Source organism: Streptomyces sp. NPDC059994, from assembly GCF_042737755.1.
Lineage (GTDB): Bacteria > Actinomycetota > Actinomycetes > Streptomycetales > Streptomycetaceae > Streptomyces.
The window spans coordinates 1-2,148 of sequence record NZ_JBHWUR010000218.1 but is presented as its reverse complement, the minus strand read 5'-3'; the positions used below and the strand labels follow the sequence as shown (position 1 = coordinate 2,148).

Annotated in this window: 3 protein-coding genes; all 3 read left to right on the top strand. The window is 63.2% G+C overall.

What is annotated here, in order from left to right:
* Window positions 1-73 precede the first annotated feature (73 nt).
* Window positions 74-535 (top strand): hypothetical protein, encoded by a 462-nt coding sequence (locus ACFWA7_RS39905; RefSeq protein ID WP_385547152.1) that lies wholly within the window; start codon window positions 74-76, stop codon window positions 533-535.
* 218 nt (window positions 536-753) lie between these two features.
* The gene (locus ACFWA7_RS39900; RefSeq protein WP_385547149.1) at window positions 754-1,170 is read left to right on the top strand and encodes a hypothetical protein; all 417 of its coding nucleotides are present in this window, start codon (window positions 754-756) and stop codon (window positions 1,168-1,170) included.
* Window positions 1,171-1,290: 120 nt separating this feature from the next.
* On the top strand, window positions 1,291-2,070 hold the full coding sequence (locus ACFWA7_RS39895) for a hypothetical protein (RefSeq protein WP_385828071.1): 780 nt from the start codon (window positions 1,291-1,293) through the stop codon (window positions 2,068-2,070).
* Window positions 2,071-2,148 lie beyond the last annotated feature (78 nt).

Here is a 2,148-nt window from a genome sequence, read left to right as displayed (position 1 = left end):
GCACCCGTCCGTCGGGACGGGTGCCGGACCCACCGGGTAGCCTCCACGTCAACCGACGAATCGAATGGTCCCCATGAGTGACACCTTCCTCTCCATCATCCCCACCGACCCTCACTGGCAGCCGAATCCGGATGGCGCTGCTCTCACAACAGCCTTCATGAAGAAGCTGTGCCCGAACGCGGCAGGAGAACCCGAGGTACACCGACACGACACGCCTGCCTTCGTGCACGCTGGCGCCAACCTGGAGACAATCTCATGCCCCCGATGCGGGAAACAGCTTGATCTCCAAGGGTGGTGGATGCCTCGAATGGATCAGGCTTACAACGGCAACGGTTTCTCGGACCTGAGAGTGTGTACGCCCTGCTGTGGCACTGACACCACTCTCAATGACCTCAAATACGACGGTGCATGCGGATTTGCATCTTTCGAGGTCAAGATCCTGAACCCCAACAAATCTGAGCTGATCGACGAAGAACTAGCCTTGATCGGGCAGGAGCTTGGCCATTCCGTGCGACAGGTATGGGCCCATATCTAATGCAGGCGAGATCCACTCATGAGTCACGAGCTGTGGATCCACAAATTCGCCGATGCTGGTCGACTCCAGACGATCCTGGATCTGCCAGCATGGTCCAGGCGGTGATCGAAATGTTTGACAGGGGAAGGTTCGCTCGATCTGCTGAGTGGCAGCCCTCCGAGTGAGTCACTGGGGCGCCGGAGTCCCAAACATCCGGCACCCCCGGCAACCAAGGAAGCGTGATCGACATCAACTTCGATGACGTGACGCCCGAGGACCTAGGGCTCAAGCACGTCACCGCGGAGGTGGCTGAGGCGCGGTCCAGGCTGGCTGGCCAGGTGTGCGATGAGCTGCGAAAGGCCGGTCTGCCGGCCTGCCTGGGCACGATCGACGACCCGTCACCAGGAGCAAAGATCGACGTCGAGCCCTTTGAGGACGGCCCGGCAGCCTCCGTCTACTGGAACTGCGACCCGTCCGTACACAGCGCGTACGACACGAGCCGCCCGGACGGGGGCCCTGCCTTCCAGTACTTCATACAGGCAGCAGGTCATGTGCAGACCGCCGTGATCGGGATTCTGCGCTCCGCTGGATTCACCGTGGAACGGAACGACCAGGATCCGCTCGCCCTGTGGATCTGGCCGGACCGTCCTGCGTGACCCGTTCACTTCCGGGGCCCTGCCGAAGCAAAAGGCTCGGCAGGGCCCCGCATCCATGAGGCGGTTGGCGAGCCTGTGGGCCGAGTCTTCTCGCTGCGAACGACTGACTCAGGAGAACTCTTGACGTACATAGACCCCCAGGTTCGGGCCAACGCCGAAAAGAACGGCATCCCGCACGCTCCCGAAGAAGTCATCGCCGAGCGGCACGCGCTGGCGGACGCGGTATGCGGCGAGCTGCAGCACGCAGGGCTCCCCGCTTACGTGGAATTCTCCAACGCCCCGAGTGAGGGGCGGGCAGGCGCGCGGGTTTCTGTCGACACGATGGAGGTTCCTGCGGGCGGTGTCTTCGTGGGTTGGCACCCCGGAGAATCGCTGGCTGAGGCTGTCCTGGGATTCATGGAACCGGATCGGCTCGATCTCCGGGAGCCGGTGATCGAGCACGGTGAGAGGGTCGGTTCACTCATGGATGCGGCGATCAAAAGCGTGCTTGTACTTGCCGGTTTCCGTACTCGTGACGCGAGCGAGATCAACGACCTGGCCTCGGGAATCCATGTCGCGGGCCGGCAGCCGAGACAGTGGTTCCTCGCGTACATCCTCACGGAGGGTGTACTCGGTCTCATCAGCGCCATCCGCTCCTTCGACCCAAGCGGCGACGACCGTGGTGCACGGGCCGGTATCAGCGCGGAGGGGAAGGCTCGGCTCACGGAACGGGGCATCCGGATCGTGCAGGACGGTCTGCCCAGTCTGGCGGACGATGACCGGTGGGAACTCGCGCGCGTATTCCGCAGGCTCGCCGGGGCGATGCACAGTCAGGACATGGCACAGGTGGGCTTCTGGGGGGCGGACCGGTCACCGCTGGAGCTGGCCGATGAACTCTGCCTGCTCTCAGACCGCGTTTGAGATCTCCCGTGCCGGTTGTGCGGATCGCTCGTTGAGGGGTGTATGAGTGCTGCTGGGGAGGGTTATCCGTCGGATCTG